Annotated in this window: 17 protein-coding genes and 1 tRNA gene; 12 read left to right on the plus strand and 6 right to left on the minus strand. The window is 48.6% G+C overall.

What is annotated here, in order from left to right; translation table 11 throughout:
* The first annotated feature begins 37 nt into the window (after positions 1-37).
* The 6 genes from dnaG (at position 38) to AC6R10_RS11305 (ending at position 7,627) form a co-directional block, all read left to right on the plus strand.
* Positions 38-1,798, plus strand: coding sequence for a DNA primase (gene dnaG / locus AC6R10_RS11280; protein WP_500672276.1), 1,761 nt, complete (start codon positions 38-40; stop codon positions 1,796-1,798).
* 98 nt (positions 1,799-1,896) lie between these two features.
* The gene (gene rpoD / locus AC6R10_RS11285; protein ID WP_487902143.1) at positions 1,897-3,756 is read left to right on the plus strand and encodes an RNA polymerase sigma factor RpoD; all 1,860 of its coding nucleotides are present in this window, start codon (positions 1,897-1,899) and stop codon (positions 3,754-3,756) included.
* Between the two features lie 148 nt (positions 3,757-3,904).
* A tRNA-Ile gene (locus AC6R10_RS11290) sits at positions 3,905-3,980 on the plus strand.
* 323 nt (positions 3,981-4,303) lie between these two features.
* On the plus strand, positions 4,304-4,639 hold the full coding sequence (locus AC6R10_RS11295) for a helix-turn-helix domain-containing protein (protein ID WP_020904247.1): 336 nt from the start codon (positions 4,304-4,306) through the stop codon (positions 4,637-4,639).
* Positions 4,632-6,038: a HipA domain-containing protein gene (locus tag AC6R10_RS11300; protein WP_500672277.1), complete on the plus strand. Its 1,407-nt coding sequence runs from the start codon at positions 4,632-4,634 to the stop codon at positions 6,036-6,038. Before AC6R10_RS11295 ends, AC6R10_RS11300 begins: the two co-directional genes overlap by 8 nt.
* 278 nt (positions 6,039-6,316) lie before the next feature.
* Positions 6,317-7,627: a methyl-accepting chemotaxis protein gene (locus AC6R10_RS11305; RefSeq protein WP_500672278.1), complete on the plus strand. Its 1,311-nt coding sequence runs from the start codon at positions 6,317-6,319 to the stop codon at positions 7,625-7,627.
* 40 nt (positions 7,628-7,667) lie between these two features.
* On the opposite strand, the gene djlA is transcribed toward AC6R10_RS11305, so the two are convergent.
* The gene (gene djlA / locus AC6R10_RS11310) at positions 7,668-8,519 is read right to left on the minus strand and encodes a co-chaperone DjlA (RefSeq protein WP_487902144.1); all 852 of its coding nucleotides are present in this window, start codon (positions 8,517-8,519) and stop codon (positions 7,668-7,670) included.
* Positions 8,520-8,667: 148 nt separating this feature from the next.
* Here djlA and lptD point away from each other — a divergent pair, with 148 nt between their 5' ends.
* The 6 genes from lptD (at position 8,668) to apaH (ending at position 15,416) form a co-directional block, all read left to right on the plus strand.
* The gene (gene lptD, locus AC6R10_RS11315; RefSeq protein ID WP_500672279.1) at positions 8,668-11,001 is read left to right on the plus strand and encodes an LPS assembly protein LptD; all 2,334 of its coding nucleotides are present in this window, start codon (positions 8,668-8,670) and stop codon (positions 10,999-11,001) included.
* Positions 11,002-11,052: 51 nt separating this feature from the next.
* Positions 11,053-12,348 carry a peptidylprolyl isomerase SurA gene (gene surA, locus AC6R10_RS11320; RefSeq protein WP_500672329.1) on the plus strand — a complete coding sequence of 432 codons (1,296 nt, stop codon included), beginning with the start codon at positions 11,053-11,055 and terminating at the stop codon, positions 12,346-12,348.
* Positions 12,329-13,330: a 4-hydroxythreonine-4-phosphate dehydrogenase PdxA gene (gene pdxA / locus AC6R10_RS11325; protein WP_500672280.1), complete on the plus strand. Its 1,002-nt coding sequence runs from the start codon at positions 12,329-12,331 to the stop codon at positions 13,328-13,330. The genes surA and pdxA overlap by 20 nt, the downstream gene beginning before the upstream one ends.
* Positions 13,331-13,342: 12 nt before the next feature.
* Positions 13,343-14,149, plus strand: coding sequence for a 16S rRNA (adenine(1518)-N(6)/adenine(1519)-N(6))-dimethyltransferase RsmA (rsmA, locus tag AC6R10_RS11330; protein ID WP_500672281.1), 807 nt, complete (start codon positions 13,343-13,345; stop codon positions 14,147-14,149).
* A gap of 65 nt (positions 14,150-14,214) precedes the next feature.
* On the plus strand, positions 14,215-14,592 hold the full coding sequence (apaG, locus tag AC6R10_RS11335) for a Co2+/Mg2+ efflux facilitator ApaG/CorD (protein WP_334568374.1): 378 nt from the start codon (positions 14,215-14,217) through the stop codon (positions 14,590-14,592).
* 14 nt (positions 14,593-14,606) lie between these two features.
* The gene (gene apaH, locus AC6R10_RS11340) at positions 14,607-15,416 is read left to right on the plus strand and encodes a bis(5'-nucleosyl)-tetraphosphatase (symmetrical) ApaH (RefSeq protein ID WP_500672282.1); all 810 of its coding nucleotides are present in this window, start codon (positions 14,607-14,609) and stop codon (positions 15,414-15,416) included.
* 135 nt (positions 15,417-15,551) lie between these two features.
* Here the strand turns inward: apaH and folA are convergent, their stop codons facing one another.
* From folA to rpmA, 5 genes are all read right to left on the minus strand, one after another.
* On the minus strand, positions 15,552-16,031 hold the full coding sequence (folA, locus tag AC6R10_RS11345) for a type 3 dihydrofolate reductase (protein ID WP_500631455.1): 480 nt from the start codon (positions 16,029-16,031) through the stop codon (positions 15,552-15,554).
* Positions 16,032-16,066: 35 nt separating this feature from the next.
* Positions 16,067-16,558, minus strand: a complete 492-nt coding sequence (locus AC6R10_RS11350; RefSeq protein ID WP_500672283.1) for a threonine/serine exporter family protein — start codon at positions 16,556-16,558, stop codon at positions 16,067-16,069.
* Positions 16,546-17,313, minus strand: coding sequence for a threonine/serine exporter family protein (locus AC6R10_RS11355; protein ID WP_500672284.1), 768 nt, complete (start codon positions 17,311-17,313; stop codon positions 16,546-16,548). Before AC6R10_RS11355 ends, AC6R10_RS11350 begins: the two co-directional genes overlap by 13 nt.
* A 172-nt stretch (positions 17,314-17,485) precedes the next feature.
* On the minus strand, positions 17,486-18,658 hold the full coding sequence (gene cgtA, locus AC6R10_RS11360) for an Obg family GTPase CgtA (RefSeq protein WP_500631453.1): 1,173 nt from the start codon (positions 18,656-18,658) through the stop codon (positions 17,486-17,488).
* Positions 18,659-18,908: 250 nt separating this feature from the next.
* A complete protein-coding gene (gene rpmA / locus AC6R10_RS11365) occupies positions 18,909-19,166 on the minus strand; it encodes a 50S ribosomal protein L27 (protein ID WP_004409945.1) in 258 nt (85 codons plus the stop codon).
* Between the last annotated feature and the right edge of the window lie 18 nt (positions 19,167-19,184).

Raw genomic sequence — 19,184 nt, forward strand, 5'->3', positions numbered from 1 at the left:
CCCCAATTGTTTAGTTAGTGCATTTTTCTAAGGTTTTATGGCAGGACACATTCCTCGTAGTTTTATTGATGATCTGCTTGCTCGACTGGATATCGTCGACATCATAGACGCACGAGTAAAACTTAAGAAAAAAGGCAAAAACTACAGCGCGTGCTGCCCTTTCCATAACGAAAAAACCCCATCATTCAGCGTGTCGCAAGAGAAGCAGTTTTACCACTGTTTTGGCTGTGGTGTGCATGGCAACGCCATCGACTTTATGATGGAGTATGAGCGCCTAGAATTTGTCGAAGCCATTGAAGAGCTTGCCTCATTCCTAGGTTTAGATGTCCCTAGAGAGCAGCGCCAAGATGGTCGTTTCAACCGAAGCAATCAACCGCAAGCCAGCAGCGAACAAAAGCGCAACCTCTACGATTTGATGGGCACCATCGCGCAGTTTTATCGTGACCAGCTTAAGCTCTCTAGTAGCAAGCCTGCGATTGAATACCTTAAGCAGCGCGGCCTCTCTGGCGAAATCGTGCAGAAATTTGGCATTGGCTATGTCGCCGACGAATGGGATTTAGTGCGCAAGAACTTTGGTCAGCATAAAGCGACCCAAGACATGCTGGTCAGTGGCGGCATGTTGATTGAGAACGACAAAGGCAATCGCTACGACCGTTTTCGCGGGCGTATTATGTTCCCGATTCGTGACCGACGCGGGCGGGTGATTGGCTTTGGTGGCCGAATTATTGACGAAGGTACGCCCAAGTACCTCAACTCGCCAGAGACGCCGATTTTCCACAAAGGTAAAGAGCTCTATGGCTTGTATGAAGTCATGCAGGCGTATCGAGAGCCCAAGCAAATCCTCGTGGTTGAAGGCTATATGGACGTGGTTGCTCTCGCGCAATATGGTATTGATTATTCCGTAGCGTCACTTGGCACCTCAACGACTGGTGATCATATCCAGCTTTTGTTTCGACAAACCCATACGGTGGTCTGTTGTTATGACGGTGACCGAGCAGGTAAAGAAGCCGCATGGCGCGCTCTAGAGAATGCCCTTCAGTACCTAAAAACAGGCAACACGCTGAAGTTTCTCTTCCTGCCGGACGGAGAAGATCCAGACAGTTACGTACGTAAATACGGTAAAGAAGCGTTTGAGCAACAAATGGAGCAGGCCACGCCGCTCTCCAGCTACTTGTTTGATAATCTGATTGAGATTCACAACCTCAATTTAGGTTCGAACGAGGGCAAGTCGGCACTGCGCGCGCACGCCAGTAGCCTGATCGATAAGATTCCAGACCCGTATTTTCAAGAACTGCTAGAAAAATTGCTCGATGAGCGAACCGGATTTGATAATCAACTTAGACAGCCGCGCAAAAAGCAAAGCGAAACTCGACCTCAGCCACACAAAGAGATCAAACGCACCCCCATGCGTGAGGTGATCGCTTTGCTTATCCAAAATCCGAGCTATGCTCAAATGGTACCGGATTTATCGAGCGTTAGAGAGTTACCCGTACCCGGTTTAAGTTTATTTGCCCAGGTGCTTGAATATTGTCATCAGCACCCCAATATCAACACAGGCCAGTTGTTAGAGACCTGGCGAAATACGAGCCATGAAGCGCTACTGTCTCGTTTAGCGAGCTGGGAAATCCCGCTCGATGAAGATAACGAGCAAGATATATTTTTAGATTCATTGGACAGAATACTGGCCCAGTGCGTCGAAAAACAAATTGAAAACCTGCAGGCCAAAGAAAGAAGTGTCGGTTTATCAGCCGAAGAAAGAAGGGAGCTGCTAGCGTTGATGCTAGATTTGAAAGCGTAACCCTGTTTAATTAGTCAGCAATCAATTAATTTGTTATTATGTGTGGTTTGCAACTCGCATACTAATTCCTTCACCAGATACTAAGTTGGATACCGTCTATGGATCAAAATCCGCAGTCACAGCTGAAACAACTTGTCATTAAAGGCAAGGAACAAGGCTATCTGACCTACGCAGAAGTAAACGACCACCTGCCAGCAGAAATCGTCGATTCCGAGCAGGTTGAAGATATCATTCAGATGATCAACGACATGGGCATTCGAGTCGTCGAAACAGCGCCTGATGCCGATGATCTTGCACTGAACGATGATGACACCATTACCGATGAAGACGCAGCAGAAGCTGCGGCTGCGGCGCTTTCTAGCGTAGAGAACGAAATTGGCCGCACAACTGACCCAGTTCGCATGTACATGCGTGAAATGGGTACGGTTGAACTTCTGACTCGAGAGGGCGAAATCGACATCGCTAAGCGTATTGAAGACGGTATTAACCAAGTTCAACACGCTGTCGCCGAATACCCAGGGACTATCCCATACATTCTTGAGCAGTTCGACAAAGTACAAGCGGAAGAGCTTCGTCTTACCGATCTCATCACTGGCTTTGTTGATCCAGATGCAGAAGAGACCACAGCACCGACGGCGACGCACATCGGTTCTGAACTCGCAGAGTCTGATCTGAAAGATGAAGACGAAGAAGATGTCGATGATGATGAAGACGATTCAGATGACGATGACTCTGAAGAAGATACCGGCATCGACCCTGAACTTGCACTAGAAAAGTTCACGTCGCTACGTAATACCTTCCAGAACTTCCAGCTCGCCTGTAACGAGTACGGCAAAGAGAGTCCAAAAGCGCAAATCGCTCATGAACTCGTTCTCGACGTATTCAAAGAGTTCCGTCTGACGCCGAAGCAGTTTGACTACTTGGTCGATGAACTTCGCACCTCGATGGAGCGCGTTCGTACTCAAGAGCGTCTGATCATGAAAGCGGCCGTTGAATACGGCAAGATGCCGAAGAAATCGTTCATTACGCTCTTTACCGGCAATGAATCTAGCGACGCTTGGCTTGATGAGATCCTTGCTTCTGACAAGCCGTATGCAGAGAAAGTTCGTCGCAGCGAAGACGACATCCGCCGCTCGATCATGAAGCTAAAAGCGATCGAAGAAGAGACCTCTTTGACGGTGCAAAACATCAAAGAGATCAGCCGCCGTATGTCGATCGGTGAAGCGAAAGCTCGCCGTGCGAAGAAAGAGATGGTGGAAGCGAACTTACGTCTGGTTATCTCGATTGCGAAGAAATACACCAACCGTGGTCTACAGTTCTTGGATCTTATCCAAGAAGGTAACATCGGCTTGATGAAAGCGGTCGACAAATTTGAATACCGTCGTGGTTACAAATTCTCGACCTACGCAACATGGTGGATTCGTCAGGCAATCACTCGCTCGATTGCAGACCAAGCACGTACGATCCGTATTCCGGTACACATGATCGAAACGATCAACAAACTCAACCGTATCTCTCGTCAAATGTTGCAAGAGATGGGTCGTGAGCCCCTACCGGAAGAGTTGGCTGAGCGCATGCAGATGCCAGAAGATAAGATCCGTAAAGTGCTGAAGATCGCCAAAGAGCCAATCTCAATGGAAACACCGATCGGTGATGATGAAGATTCACATCTAGGTGATTTTATCGAGGACACCACGCTTGAGTTGCCTCTCGATTCTGCCACCGCCACCAGCTTGAAAGTGGCCACCAAAGACGTACTGGCCGGGCTCACACCTCGTGAAGCAAAAGTACTGCGTATGCGCTTTGGTATCGACATGAACACAGACCACACTCTGGAAGAAGTCGGTAAGCAGTTCGACGTAACGCGTGAGCGTATTCGCCAGATCGAAGCAAAAGCGCTACGTAAATTGCGCCACCCTAGCCGCTCAGAAACTCTGCGCAGCTTCTTGGATGAGTAATTCACGCTAAGACGCATGATTGATGAAAAGGTGAGCAAGCGCTCACCTTTTTTATTATTAGCAGACTTAAGTGAATAAAAACTAAGCGCATTTAGCCATGCTTGCGGCTAGACAGCTTCGGGGGCTTCCCCTATAATCGATGCCCTACGGCCCCTTAGCTCAGTGGTTAGAGCAGTCGACTCATAATCGATTGGTCCCCAGTTCAAGTCTGGGAGGGGCCACCAAATTCTAGAAGGTTAGTAAGCGTAGTGTTTACTAACCTTTTTTTGTACCTGACGATTTTGGGTCAGGTAAGCCCCGATCACGCACTCTTCTCTGTCTCCTTCCAATACTAATCCGAATACTACGCTGTTGCCAAATGTGTCCTTCAGGCTGATAAAACTCTCTCATAGAGAACAAAGAGAGGGATTGAACTCGCAAACCAACCATAAGTAACTTAAATTACACTTATAGATAATTTCTTATACAGCCACTACAAAAGTGATTTATAGTGAACTTATATATTAAGACGAACCCAATAGTGACAAAAGTACATTAAAAGGCACTTATGAAAAAAGGTAAGATGGTAAAGGCACAACCTATGCCTGATTTGAATACCGAGTTCAGTATGGAAACGCTGGGGAGCGCCATTCGCTCAAAGCGCACAGATAGAGGCTGGCGTATTGATGATCTCGCTTCAAAAGCCAACTTATCTCGTAGAACAGTCATGAAAGTAGAAAAAGGCGATACCAGTGTCACCTTTGCCAATGTACTCGTCCTCATGGACATCTTAGGGCTATCGTTACGCCTTATCGATTTAAACCTATTTGTTCGTCCACATAGCCAAATAACCTCCCAAGCTGAAAACAGCGTGAGAAGCAATGAGGACGGTTGGTATGAGTAAGTTACAACAGTTAGACGTGTTTATCGGTACGAATACCAAAATTGGTCGTTTGATTCTTCCTGTCGGAACAGAAACAGCGTTTTCATTCATCTATGAAGATGAATGGAAACACACTGGTTTCCCAATTTCGCCACACATCCCTTTCGATGATCAGGCTTCGCCACGTAGTATTGAGAACTACCTCAGAAATCTCCTTCCTGAAGGAGAAGCCTTTGAGGAGATGATACAAAACACCACTATCTCCAAAAGCAACACGTTCGGGCTGATTCGTAAGCTTGGTGCGGAAACATCTGGCGCATTATCTTTTCGAGTTCCAGAATCAGAACCTCAAGAGACTAGTTTTAGACCTGTACCTGATGATGAACTAATAGAACGACTAGAGCGAAATCTAGCGCCATTAGTATATTGGGACGGTAAGGTTCGCCTTTCGGTTGCAGGTGTGCAAAACAAATTAAACTTACTTAAGCGTGGTGATGAGTGGGGGTTTGGCGAAGGCAAATTAAGTTCGAACTACATTCTGAAGTTTGAAAGCGGTAGAGCACCGTGTATTGCTGTTAATGAGTTCTTTTGCATGACATTAGCCAAGCTAGCAGGTTTGGACGTCGCTCATGTTGAGTTAACTCGCATTGGGAATACTAGGACACTGATCATAGAGCGGTTCGATCGTGCCTATATTGAAGCTCGTGATGTCGTTCAACGAAGACATGTGATTGATGGCTGTCAGGCGACTGACTTACCTCCAGGTTACAAATACGAGCGTCAGAATGGGGATGAAGGCGATGGCGTATATATGCGTGATGGTGTTTCTTTCCGACGCCTACTGAGCGTCAAAACCGTAGACACGGTCATCACTAACCTAAAGCTCACCCAATGGATGCTCTTCAATCTAGTAACGCTAAACTACGATGCCCATGGTAAAAATATTAGCTTCTTCGTCACCCCTAAAGGCCTGGAACTGGCTCCTTTTTATGATTTAGTAAACATAGAAGCAATTGCTCAAGAGGGAGCAAAACTCAACTCACGAAGCGGTAAGTTGTCTGCTGATGAGGGGCGTGCCGCCAGTATCCCTCAATATTTTGCAATGTCGATTGGAGATTGGGAAAGTGAAGACTTTCAAAATCCGCCGAAAGGTAACTTCAAACGCCCTATCACCAGCTATGATTTAGCTGAATTCGGCGCTCTGCTGGGTTATTCAGGCACCAAAATGGCTTCCATAATGGTAGAAACCGTTGGTGCTATAAAAAATGCCCTGAAGGAAGCAGTTGACCTTACCGACGCACAAGGAATCGATGATGGAGAGCATGAACATATAGAGCTATGTGTGTCACTCATCCAAACAGAGTGTGAATACTTGCTAGAACAAGCCGACAGCATGCCAGAAATGAGTGAGCTTCTTTAATGGTAAACCTCGAGGCACAAAATACTATACTGAGCACAGGGCTACAGAAAAAGTAGCTTTATGAACTCCTATCGTTCGATTCACACATTAGTAAACACTAATTTTTCAAACTCTTAAAAACGAGACATTTTTTGAACCTGTGCCACATATAAACTAAGTTAGTATAAGTGGGCGTCAGCTTTTTCGGCTAGGTTGATAACAAGCACTCATTAGAAAGTAGCACTCCTTTTTATATTTCATCGACCTAACGCACCCTGTTGGTGCCAATGAGGCCATTTATGCTATTTTTTCGCAGCCGTAAAGACTCTGCTTACACTGATCTTGAACTCAATGCAATGCGTACCTCTGCGCAAGTGTTCAGCGCCATCAAATCCAGCGTTGCCTACATTGAGTTTCAGCCTGACGGTCATGTCATCACCGCAAATCACTTATTTCTCGACGCACTCGGCTACCAATTGAGTGACGTTCAGGGTAAACATCATCGCCTTTTTTGTGATTCGATCCTGACCTCTTCTTCCGATTATCAACAATTTTGGCGAGATCTAGCCAATGGACAGCCTCAGACAGGCACCTTCAGGCGTCTTCGTAAGGGGGGCGAAGAGATTTGGATTGAAGCGACCTACGTTCCCGTGAAAGATGACAACAATAAAGTAGTCAAAGTGATCAAAGTCGCCAGCGATGTCACTGAGAAAAAGCACCGCCTAGACAATCAAGAAGCCATTTTTGAATCGCTTAAAAAATCCATGGCCTATATTGAATTTACCCCCAAAGGGGAAATCATCAATGCCAACGATAACTTCTGCGCCTGTGTTGGCTACAAGCTTTCTGAGATTAGAGGTCAGCATCACCACATTTTTTGTAGCGAAGATTTCATCCACAACAATCCAAATTTTTGGCCCTCACTAGCCAAAGGCGAGTTCAAAGGCGGCCTCTTTGAAAGACGTAACAAACACGGTGAGATACTGTGGTTAGAAGCGACCTACAACCCTGTTTTTGATCGTCATGGCAAGGTGGTGCGCGTGGTGAAATTTGCCAGTGATATCACTGACCGAATTCTTCATCAGCAGGCTATACGAGATGCCTCTAAAGTGGCTCAGCAGACCTCGCTTCACACTTTAGACATTGCCAATGATGGCGCTCGCACGCTGGGTACCGCGACCGATGTCGCCAATCAAATTGACGTATCAGTCAGTACAGCTTCCACTCTAATGGGGAAACTGACCGAGCAATCGCAACAAATTACCCACATTGTCACCACCATCTCCAACATTGCCGATCAAACCAACTTACTCGCACTGAATGCCGCCATAGAGGCCGCACGAGCAGGGGAGTTTGGCCGCGGATTTGCGGTTGTTGCTGACGAGGTGCGAAACCTCGCAGCGAATACAACGAAAGCAACCGATGAGATAGGGAATATTGTTAAGCGCAACAGTGAGTTGACTTCAGAATCTGAGGAAACCATGGCGCAGATTCAAGCGAGAGTCGTCGAATGCAACCAGCAGTTGCAGGAGACACAAGCCCTAATTGACGAGATTCGACAAGGGGCGCGAAACGTTGCAGATACGGTGACGCAACTGGTCAAAGATTGATAAGGGTATGTGCCCGACCAGCGTCGGGCACATGATTTCATTAAAAGCCTTTGCTTTTCTTAATCAAGTCGTAAGCGTTTTGAATTTCCTGCGCTTTTTCTTTCGCGACATTCATCATCTCAGGGGGGAGCCCCTTCGCCATCAACTTATCTGGATGATGCTCATTCATCAGTTTACGGTAGGCGCGCTTGATAGCTTTAGCATCAGCGCTGCTATCAATCCCCAGTAATTTGTAGGCATCGCTAAGTTGATCTGCGGTACTCGCTTGCTGCCACTGCCCGCCAGATTGATGAGAGTGCCCACCGTTGCTGCCACCAAAACCTCCGCGTTGAAAACGAAACGCCGCTTCTTGCATGCGAAGGCGTTGCTCAAGCTGTTCTGATGAAAACCCCAAACCTTGTGCAATTTTGTGCAGCACATTGCGCTCTGCCGGGTGAATCTCGCCATCCGCAAACGCTGCAGAGATTTGTAACTCGAGGAAAAACTGCAGCAAATCAAAACGGCCTCCGGTTGAGATGCTGACACGCTCTAAGACTCTCTCCAATGGGAAATCTGCGCTTTTCCCTTCTCTGAAGGCTTCTTGCGCTGCTAATTTCTGCTCACCATGCAGGTTCATGCGCTCCATCATGGTTGAGGCAAGCTGGATCTCCTCCCGAGTGACCTGCCCTTTTGATTTCGCAACGTGCCCCATCACCGAGAACGCCGCTTTAAAAAACTCTTCTTGGCGCTGCGCTTGGCTTGGTCCTTCACCAAAGCCGCTATTGAAACCCGCCTGCCTTAAACGGCGTGCTTTATCAAACTGATGGCCTAGAAAAAGACCGAATAACGCACCAAATGGTCCTCCAAACAGAAAACCAAAAAAAGTGCCAAGGATTTTGCCGAAAATGTGCATTATATGCTCTCAACCTCTGAATTTTTTCTTCTCAACGCGGTCTGATAGTGCCGTACGCCACAATTTACTTTATTATAAAGACCGTTTTATCTTAGATTCGGTTACCTATTCACCGGATATATCAAGTTCAACAGGATAGTAAAACTCGATGTCATTTTTCCCCCGCACCTTACTGGCCGCATCGATCGGCGCTGCGCTCTATGTCCCTCAGGCCTTATCTGAAGCAATCGTAGACGATAGTGTGCAGGAACTGCCCTCTATTGATCAATGCTTAATCAACGAACCTGAGTCTGATAACCCGAATCAAGATCCCATCAATGTCGAAGCCGACAGCTTAGAGGCGATCAACGGCGATAAAGCCACCTACAGCGGTAACGTTGTGGTCGTTCAAGGCAAGAAGCAGATGCGTGCCGACAACGTCACCCTCCACCAGCAAGAAAACATCGTGGTTGCGGAAGGGAACGTGATGTTCAGCGACGGTGAGCTGAAAAGTATATCAGAGAAAGCCACCAACAACCTCAACACAGAAGAAATGACATTGGAGAACACCCAGTATCAATTCTTGTGTGAGCCGGGGCGCGGTGAAGCGGTCTACGTGGCCAAAACGGGTAAGGCGATGTATGAAGTGGAAGACGGCACGCTCACTTCATGTCCCGAGGGAGACAACTCTTGGCGTCTAAAAGCATCCGCGATAGAGGTCGACCAAGACGAAGAAGAGGCGACGTTTTACAACCCACGTTTTGAAGTAGCCAATGTCCCTGTGTTCTATTTGCCCTATTTAACATTGCCGATGGGCGACGCAAGGAAAACTGGCTTTCTCTATCCAACGGTTTCTTATGGGTCAAGCGATGGTTTTGAAATGGAGGTGCCGTTTTACTGGAACTTGGCCCCCAACTACGACCTCGAAACCACGCTAAAGTACATGCAAAACCGTGGAACGCAACTCAATAGTGAATTCCGTTACTTGTCCAACTTTGGCCTCAGCACCATCAAATCTGAGTACCTTCCCGATGACCGTAAATATGATGAATATGATGATCGATGGGCAGCGCAGCTGACGCACTCTGGTCTGTACAAAGATAACTGGAAGTTCGATATCGACTATTCCAAAGTCAGTGATATCTACTACTTCTCTGATATAGATTCTGGTATTGGTAGCCGCGAAGACGGGCAACTCACTCAAGAGGCTCAAGTCTCGTACCGAAATCAATCATGGGATATGTCTCTTCTCACCCGTGACTTTCAAGTTTTAACGACCAGCGATAACCTCCCTTATCGTGTCGTTCCTCAGGTAGGCTTCAACTACTATGCACCGGAACTGATGCGCTACTTGGATTTTGACCTCGTGAGTCATATTTCCCGTTTCGAAACCGACGCGGAAGGCAAACCGAGCGCCACGCGTATGCATGTGGAACCCGGTCTCAAAATCCCCCTAGGCACAACTTGGGGAACATGGACAACAGAGGCGAGACTGTTAGGTACGTATTATCAACAGGATCTCGATGGTGTCACCTCAACGAGCTATGAAGAGAGCGTCACTCGCGTTATTCCAGAATTAAGAACCCACGCCGGGTTGATTTTGGAGCGTGATACCGTGGTATTTGACAACTACACGCAAACTCTTGAGCCTCAAGTCCAGTATCTCTACGTCCCGAAAGAGGATCAAAGCAATATTGCAAAATACGACACGACTTTACTTCAAACGGATTATTACGGTCTTTTCCGCAGCCGAAAGTTTAGTGGCGTAGACCAAATTGCTCACGCCAACCAGTTCAGTTACGGAGCGTCAACTCGATTCTATGACGATCGTTATAAAGAGCGTTTGAATATATCCTTCGGGCAAATCTTTTATTTAGACAAAGATATTAAGGGCCAAACGCTCTCAGAGGTTGATGAGGAAAAGCTCTCTAACTACTCTGCTTGGGCCGTCGAAATGGATTTTAATTATGACGACTACTTGTTTTACCACGGCGGCATTCAATACGATATTGACTCCAATGAAGTCCAGTTAGCCAACAGCACGCTTGAATATCGATTTAACCAAGGTTACGTTCAGGCTAACTATCGTTATGTCACTCGAAACTACATTGAGCAAACGCTCGGTGATAGTCTGGAAGATGACCTAGATACCATTACTGAAGATGGTATTTCTCAGGCCGGCATCCTCGCGAGCTACCAGATCTCAAGGCGTTGGAGCACAGGCGCTCAGTACTTCCACGATCTCACGACGAATGAGGCGTTGGAATGGTTAGCAAGATTAAAATATACGTCTGATTGCTGGTACTTTGGTCTGACTTATAGCAACAGATTACGCTCTTGGAGTGGCGATGGGTTTGTTGACTATCCCCAGTCTTCTCCTGAGTATGAAAATAACCTGAGTATCAACTTTGGCATTATTGGCTTCGGGACGAAAATTGGATCGGATATGGATAGTTCTGATAACTCCCTCGGCTACGGTCGCCCATTCTTCTTAAACAATTAAATCTCTCTCCTGCTGCGCAGCGGCAGGAGCCTAATAATGGATAGGATGTTAATGAAACCATTGAAACACACCCTACTCGCGCTCGTTGCCGCGAGCCAAATTGCCATCGTTCACGCGCAGCCGGTTGAGCTGGATGGCGTTTCTGTCATCGTCAATGATGGGGTGATTTTACACAGTGACATCAACGCATCACTGAAAACATTGAAAGCCAACGCGCGTAAAAACAACCAAGCGTTACCCGATGAAGCGACGCTGCGTGAACAAGTCACGGAAAAACTTATCGTTGATACCATTCAACAGCAAGAAGCCGAACGATTGGGTGTGCGTATTGATGACAACCGTCTTAACCAAGCCATCGCTGAGATTGCCGAAAACAACAACCAGACCATCGAAGAACTGAGCAACGCTATTGTCAGTGAAGGTTTGAGTTATCCTGAATTTCGTGAACAAATCCGCAAAGAAATCGCGGCGAGCGAAGCACGCAATGCACTGGTTCGTCGCCGCATCAACATTCTGCCGGCTGAGGTCGATAACCTAGCGGATATTCTCGCGCAAGAGACTAACGCCACCGTGCAGTACAAAATCAGCCATATTCAGTTACGTGTCGACGACGGTGAAGACAAAGCCGCGGTAGAAAAAGAGGCCAAGGCGCTCGTTGAACGCCTCAATCAAGGTGAAGATTTTAGCACCATGGCCTACACCTATTCAAAAGGCCCGAAAGCCCTTGAAGGTGGTGATTGGGGCTGGATGCGTAAAGAAGAGATGCCAACTATCTTCGCCGACCAAATTAGCTTGCAAAACAAAGGCACCATCATTGGTCCATTTCGCAGTGGTGTCGGTTTCCACATCCTCAAAATCGACGATGTCAAAGGGCTAGAAACCGTGGCGGTGACCGAGGTAAACGCGCGTCATATCCTGATTAAGCCGACGGTAATCCTCAGTGATGAAGGGGTGCAAAAAGAGCTGAACGACATCATTGAGCGCATCAACAATGGCGAGGCGACCTTTGGTGAGATGGCGCAGCAATACAGCCAAGATCCAGGTTCAGCCGCACGTGACGGTGAGCTCGGCTATCAAACCTCAGATCTTTACGTCCCTGAATTCAAACACCAAGTGGACACCTTACCGGCTGGAGAGATCAGTGCGCCATTTAAAACCGTTCATGGTTGGCACATTGTCGAAGTCCTCGATCGCCGCGAGGTGGACCGCACGGACTCCGCGCTGAAAAACCGCGCGTATCGCATATTGTTCAACCGCAAATTTAATGAAGAAGCCAGCACATGGATTCAAGAGATCCGCGCCAGCGCCTTTGTCGAAATGGTTGAGGATGAGCAAGATGACAATTAGACGTATCGTAGTCACCGCCGGTGAACCTGCCGGTATTGGCCCAGACTTAGTTCTTGCGCTCTCCAAAGAGAGTTGGACTCATCAGATAGTGGTGTGCGCCGACAAATCCTTACTCGCCAAGCGCGCAGCTCAACTCGGTATTGAGGTTGAACTGCTGGATTATGAGCAAGGCAGCGATCCGAGCCCACAACGTCAAGGCACGCTGATTGTCGATCATATTGCGATGGATGCCCCCTGCATGGCGGGCGAACTCAATGAAGCGAACGGTCACTACGTACTAAAAACGCTCGAAAGAGCCGCTTTGGGCTGTATGAATCGTGAATTTGATGCTATTGTCACCGGCCCTGTGCACAAAGGGGTCATCAACCGTGCCGGTGTGGCATTCAGTGGCCATACTGAGTTTTTCGCTGAAAAGTCGAATACGCCACTGGTGGTCATGATGTTGGCGACACAAGGCTTGCGCGTCGCGCTTGTCACCACACACATTCCTTTAGCGTATGTGTCCAAAGCGGTCACCAAAGAACGCTTGGAAGCCATCATCCATATTCTTCACCAAGATTTGGTCGAGAAATTTGCGATCCCATCACCGAAAATTTACGTGTGTGGCTTAAACCCGCACGCAGGTGAGGACGGTTGCTTAGGCCGAGAAGAGATAGAGACGATAACGCCAACATTAGAGCGCTTACGCGAGCGTGATGGCATCGACCTCATCGGGCCGTTACCCGCTGACACCATCTTCAACGAAAAATACCTTGAAGAGGCGGACGCCGTATTAGGGATGTACCACGATCAGGTACTTCCTGTACTAAAATACAAAGGATTTGGGCGCTCAGTGAACATTACTTTGGGCTTGCCCTTTATTAGGACCTCCGTTGATCACGGCACCGCATTAGATCTTGCAGGAACAGGCGATGCGGACACAGGAAGCTTTAGAACTGCACTTGCTCATGCGATTGAGCTAGTGGAAAAGAAACCCAGTTAACTTGAGATCATTATGAGAAACGATGTCCACTTAGGACACAAAGCACGTAAACGCTTTGGTCAGAACTTTTTAAACGACCCATACATCATTGACGGTATCGTCTCGGCCATCAACCCACTACCTGGGCAGAATTTGGTTGAGATCGGCCCAGGCCTTGGCGCCATCACTGAGCCAGTCGGTCGTGAAGTGGATAAATTCACCGTGATTGAGCTTGACCGCGATCTGGCAGAGCGCTTACGTAATCACCCTGAACTGGCAGATAAGCTGACCATTCATGAAGGCGATGCGATGCGTTTCGACTTCTCACAACTCGTTAAGCCGAACAATAAGCTACGCATCTTCGGCAACCTGCCATACAACATCTCAACGCCGTTGATGTTCCACCTTTTTGAGTACCATAAAGACGTACAAGACATGCACTTTATGTTGCAAAAAGAAGTGGTGAACCGCCTCGCTGCTGGCCCTGGTACTAAGGCATACGGCCGCTTGACGGTGATGGCACAATACTACTGCAAAGTGGTGCCGGTCCTTGAAGTGCCGCCGACTGCGTTTGTTCCGCCACCGAAAGTGGACTCAGCCGTGGTTCGCTTGGTGCCTTACGAGACGCTGCCTTACCCAGCCACCAGCTTGAATTGGCTTGATCGCGTTTGCCGTGAAGGCTTCAACCAGCGCCGTAAAACCGTGCGCAACTGCTACAAGTCACTTATTGATGCAGAATCGCTTGAAGCGCTAGGTATTAACCCAAGCATGCGACCAGAGAACCTCACCTTGCAGCAATTTGTCTCCCTCGCCAACTGGCTGGATGCAAAACATCAATAAAATCATCTAGTATAAGGGGGACAGTGCCAAGCATTGTCGCCCTTTTTCTTTTTTGGAGGTGTGAAATGGATGTCGACCCTTGCATCAAAGTTCAGGTCAATACTCGCTATATCCCTGAGCAGTCTCAACCACACGCGAAGCGCTATATTTTCGCCTACATGGTCACCATAAAAAACCTCAGCAATCAAACAGTGCAATTGATCAGCCGACGCTGGCTGATTACCGATGCCAATGGCAAGCAGATGACGGTTGAAGGCGATGGCGTCGTCGGCCAGCAGCCATTTATCGCTGCCGGTGATGAATACACGTACAGCAGTGGTACCGCACTCGAAACACCAGTCGGTGTTATGCAAGGCCAATACATAATGCACGATGAGCAAGGTCGTGAGTTCCATGCCGAGATTGAGCCTTTTCGCCTCGCACTGCCCAATATTCTTAACTAAATTAGGACAACGGTTTGGCTACCTATATTGTCGGTGATATTCAAGGCTGCTTTGACGAATTGCAGCAACTCCTCAGCAACATCAAATTCAAACCCAAAAAAGATACCCTCTGGTTCGCCGGCGATTTGGTCGCACGCGGGCCCAAATCACTGGAAACCCTGCGCTTTGTCCAAAGCCTCGGCGAGAGCGCCAAAGTGGTGCTCGGTAACCACGATTTACACCTGCTGGCTGTTGCGCTGGGTATCCATAAGAAAAAAGACAAAGACAAAACGGCGCCGATTTTTGATGCGCCCGATAAACAGGCGCTGCTTGACTGGCTGAGACAACAGCCGTTATTGGCTGAACATGACGAGTTCGTGATGTGCCATGCGGGCATCTCACCTGACTGGGATCTCGCAGAGGCCAGAGCGTGCGCCGCCGAAGTAGAAGCGATTTTAAAAAGTGACGATTGGCCTTGGCTGATTGAAAACATGTATGCCAACCAACCAGACAAATGGCACAACGCACTGAGCGGATTAGAGCGCTATCGCTACACCATCAATGCCTTCACGCGGATGCGATTTTGTTTTGCCGATGGGCGGCTAGACATGGCCTGCAAACTGCCACCAAAGCAAGTGAGCGATGGTGAATTGATGCCTTGGTTTAAACTGCCCAGTCGCATCGCACTGGAAAAGCCCGTGCTGTTTGGTCATTGGGCGGCCTTAGAAGGCTACCAGAGCAAGGAAGTGATTGGCTTAGACACTGGCTGTGTGTGGGGCGGAAAACTGACCTTACTCCATTGGGAAAAGCAGCGTTACCACAGTGTCGCAGCGGGGAAGAAATAGTAGAGGTTTGGGGTGATGGGTGATGGGTGATGGGTGATGGAGCTTAGGGACAGGGTGGGCGAGTGCAAGCGCTATTGGGTAACGCTATTAGGTAAAAAGAGCGCGAACGGGAATGGTCCGCGCCAGAGTACTGCCCTACTTTTCTAACACCACAAACTGCATATCGTAGCGATTTTTCTCATCCGCAGCGTAGGCTTCGCGGTAGGTTTCTTGATACGCATCGCCCCAGTCTGGGAACTGGGTATCGCCCTCTACCTTGGCATCAATAAAGGTCAGGTACAACTTATCTGCTTGCGCCAGACAGTGTTGATAGATGGAGCCGCCACCGATGATCATCACTTCCTCGACGTCGCCAGCCGCGGCAAGCGCCTGCTCAATCGACGCCACCACCGTCACTCCTTCAATAGACAAACTGCTGTCTCGACTGATGACAATATTGGTTCGTCCCGGTAAAGGACGACCAATCGACTGATACGTTTTGCGCCCCATCACCACAGGCTTGCCCATCGTACAGCGCTTGAACCACGCAAAGTCGGCGGGCAGATGCCACGGCATTTGGTTATCTTTTCCAATGACACGATCCTGGGCCATCGCCGCGATCATACTGATGATCATACTCTACTCCTAATCAAGACTGCGCAATATCAACGCTATACAATGGGTTTGCGGCGATAGAATAGCAACCCAGGCATCGCTAAGCCAACCGCTAATCCGGCAATAATAAACATCGCCTTGAGAAAGTTCTCGAGCAGCATGGCCACCAACTCCGGGCTGTAACCCACATGGTTGAGCTCCACTAATGCAATCATGGCTTTAAAAGCAAACACGCCCGGCACCATAGGGATCAACGCCGCGACAGTAAACACTTTCGGATGCGCCAAAAATCGGCGTGACCAAACAATCCCCACCATGCTAACGATCATGGCCGCAAAAAACGTCGCCCACTCAATCGGCACGCCAAATTTCATCATCAAATAGCGCGAGCCATGACCAATCGCGCCACCTAGCGCACAATACAGCAGGGCTTTTTGCGGTACATTGAACACCAGAGCAAAGCCCACCGCGGGTATGGCGGCGAACAACATATCATTGAGTAGACCTAACAACAGTTCCATTCCGACATCCATCATCACACCACCCATCCACGAACGCCAACCACACTCATCGCAGCGACAATCCCCAAACAGGTCGCCAACGTCAGTAAACTTGCCATCACGAATCGAGCGATGCCCATGTTGGTGTAGCCTTTGAGCATATCAGCCACCGCATTGATCAACGGAAAGCCCGGTACGAGCATCAGTACAGAAGACGCCATCACAATCGATGGCGCATTACCCAGGTCATAAATCACGGCTTGGGCCGAAATCACTGTGGTGACAAACGCCGTTACTGCAAAGTTCATCAGCGGATTAAAGTGACGATGGCCTATCTCTTGGCGCACGATCATGCCACCGGATGAGGCGAGAAACGTCATCATAAACACCATCCAGTCGCCTCCTGCTAAGCGGCTAAAGGCGGCGCAAGATAAGCCAATCATCCCGACTACCAACCAACGGTTATATCGCTCGGGGCTGATGGCGTTGAGCTTGCGCTGCGCCATCTCATAGTCAATCACGCCGCGCTCAAGCATAATGCAGATACGTTGGATTTGAGTGACGGCACGCATATTAATGCCGCGGTCGGGGCAACTGCGAGTGGTGGTGATGCAGTGCTGCTGATATAAGGTCGTCACGACGAGTGAACTTGATGATAGCGAGATTTCCACCTCATCCATTCCAGAGGCGCGCCCAAAGCGGCGCATCAAATCGCCCACCAACGTGCTTTCCGCGCCGTGGGCCAAGAGCATTTGCCCTGCTTGGGCAATCAAGCGAGAGACCGCTCGCTGCTTCGATGCCATATTACCGATGTCCTATTCCATTAGAGAGAAGTCACAGCCAAAGGCTGCGTATATTGATCAAGAAATATTGATCAAAAAAGTGCCCTATTGTGCAACTCACACACACTATACGTATTGATGTAGATAAAAAAACAGCCGCAATATGTGATTGCGGCTGTTTATAAAGGTTTAATTAATCGCGGACGTAGACCACGTGACCGTCGTCTTCTTCGTCGTCCCAATCATCCCAGTCGTCTTCATCTTCAGTGATGACGTCTTTACCTGACATGGCATCTTTGTGGTAATCATCCCACATGAAGTTGACCTTCTCTTCTTCAGAGATCTCTTCCTCTTCGCGTGGTAGAGATTCCATAAAGTCAGCCAGCTTGTAGCACAGTTCCTTAGTACCTTGTCGGTTGATGGCAGAGATTTTGAAGTACTCGTCTTCCCAACCCAGTGCATCAAGGATGGCTTGAATCACTTCATTGGCTTCTTCTTCTGGCATCAGATCCACTTTATTGAAGACCAACCAGCGAGGCTTATCCGCAAGCTTCTCGCTGTACTGCTCAAGCTCATCAATGATCGTCAGCGCATTTTGCACTGGATCCGATTGATCAATCGGCATGATATCGATCATATGCAGCAACACGCGACAACGCTCAAGGTGCTTCAAGAATCGAATACCAAGACCGGCACCGTCAGCCGCGCCTTCGATAAGGCCAGGGATGTCGGCGACAACAAAGCTTTTCTCTGGGACAACACTGACCACACCCAAGCTTGGGATCAAGGTCGTGAATGGGTAGTCCGCCACTTTCGGCTTCGCCGCAGAAACGGCGCGAATAAAGGTCGATTTACCTGCGTTAGGAAGACCAAGCATACCCACATCGGCCAATAGCAATAGCTCTAAACGCAGCTCACGGATTTCACCTTTCGTACCCAACGTCTTTTGACGTGGCGCACGGTTCACCGAGGATTTAAAACGCGTGTTACCTAAACCGTGCCAACCGCCTTTTGCGACCATGACTTTTTTGCCATGCTCGGCCACTTCAGCCACGATCTCATTGGTGTGGATATCCACCGCACGTGTACCAACAGGCACGCGCAACACTTTGTCTTTTCCGCGTTTACCCGTACAGTTACCGCCGCGACCATTCTCGCCACGCTCAGCTTCATAGAAGCGCTGAAAACGGTAATCAATTAGGGTGTTGAGGTTCTCGTCCGCCAGGATGTAAACATCACCACCGTCACCACCATCACCACCATCAGGGCCACCTTTGGTTACGAATTTTTCGCGCCAAAAACTGACGACACCACTACCGCCGTCGCCGGCTTGAACTTTAACGACCGCTTCATCAACGAATTTCATCTCTTACTCCGCTCTCTTACCGCGCACCTCGCTGAGTGCGCCGCTGCGTTGCAACATCATCTCAACCGCTCAGGTTGAATGATATAAATTCTAGCAGATTCCACCTTCAGCTTGATCTCATCAGCTGAGCAGGACATCGCCCGTGGGGAACCAATAATGAGGGACTCTTATACAGAGTGCCTGAGTATTGGTTCATAAATAAAAAACCCCGCCGAATCGGCAGGGCTTTTGAATTCAGTCAGAAGGTAAATTATTCAGCTTCGATGCTTACAAATTTACGGTTCTTAGGACCTTTCACTTCAAATTTCACTTTACCTTCAGTAAGAGCGAAAAGAGTGTGGTCTTTACCGATACCAACGTTGGTGCCAGCGTGGAACTTAGTACCACGTTGACGAACGATGATGTTACCTGCAAGAACAGATTCACCACCGAAACGCTTAACACCTAGACGTTTGCTTTCTGAATCGCGGCCGTTACGAGTAGAACCACCAGCTTTTTTGTGTGCCATTGTTAAACTCTCCTAATC

The organism is Vibrio sp. R12-SG2-ISO1 (assembly GCF_059834045.1).